The sequence below is a fragment of the Oleiphilus sp. HI0067 genome, assembly GCF_001635735.1.
The window spans coordinates 1-1,261 of the sequence record NZ_LWFI01000405.1; the positions used below are offsets into that span (position 1 = coordinate 1).

The window sequence follows — 1,261 nt, forward strand, 5'->3', positions numbered from 1 at the left end:
AGAAGTTGAATACGTCGCCAGAAGCTGCAGAAGCTGCAGAAGCGGCCGCACCAATCCACGCAATCGCACATAGACCTGTCACAGAAACAACACGCTTCACGCCTTTGCGCTCAAACCATGCTGCAGAAGGTTCGATTAATGAAATTGAAGAACTTAGTGCTGCGAGAGTTAGCAATACGAAGAACATAAGCCCGATGAACTGACCACCAAACATTTGGCTAAATGCATTGGGTAGTGTCACGAATACAAGGCCTGGACCTGCGCTTGGCTCTAGACCATGCGCGAACACAAGTGGGAAAATCATCATGCCAGCAATAAGCGCCACTAGTGTGTCGACTAAACCGATTGTTAATGCGGTCTTGCCGATGTTGACGTCTGTGCCCATGTACGCTCCATACGCCATGATGCTACCCATACCGAGAGATAGCGTGAAGAAAGCTTGACCCATCGCGGCTAGTACAACGTCCATGGTGATTTTAGAAAAATCTACCTTCCACATGAACTTCATACCACGCGCGACATCACCGGCGAATAAGGCGTAACCAAGCAAGATTAGAAGGATAATAAACAGGGCAGGCATCATCACTTCAACCGCTTTACCAATTGACTTTGCGCCACCGACAACCAACAAACCTGTTAAAACAATAAAGATAGTGAGGTATATAAGCTGTAAGCCAAAGTTAGAGGTGAGTTCGCCAAAGTGACCGCTGATAGCCTCTGCAGGTGCATTCATGTAGCTGCGGCTCAGCGAAGCAATGATGTAATCTAAGGGCCAACCAGCGACCACGCTGTAGAACATCAAGATCATAATGCCTGCGCATAAGCCCATTGCCGGTAGTAAGAACCAGTTTTTCGATAAACCATTATGTGCTGCATGATGCTCGACTGCATCAATCGGGTTTGCTTTAGCACTTCGGCCTATAGCGATCTCTGCCATCATGATCGGCAGACCCAACAATAAAATAAACGCGAGATAGATCAGTACGAACGCGCCACCGCCGTATTCCCCAGTCATGTAAGGGAATTTCTAAATATTACCTAAACCGACGGCAAAACCTGTTGCTGCAAAAATGAACGTGAGTTTTGAGGGCCACGTAACGGTAGGGCTAGCAAACATAATCGTCCTTCTTTCGAGGTCTTTTAAACGCGAAAATAATAGTCTTGCTTGAGCGAAATTAAAGCCCGCATTGGTAAATAATAGAAAAAGCTTATTTTTTGATCAGATGCGTTATAAGCGCCTGAGCTCGTTAGGCTTTTTTTA

At 46.2% G+C, this 1,261-nt stretch carries 1 protein-coding gene; it reads right to left on the reverse strand.

Translation table 11 applies throughout. The features are described from left to right. Positions 1–1,015: sodium-dependent transporter (locus A3739_RS04780; protein ID WP_068500510.1), on the reverse strand; the 1,015-nt coding region annotated here is incomplete at its 3' end. Positions 1,016–1,261: the final 246 nt, after the last annotated feature.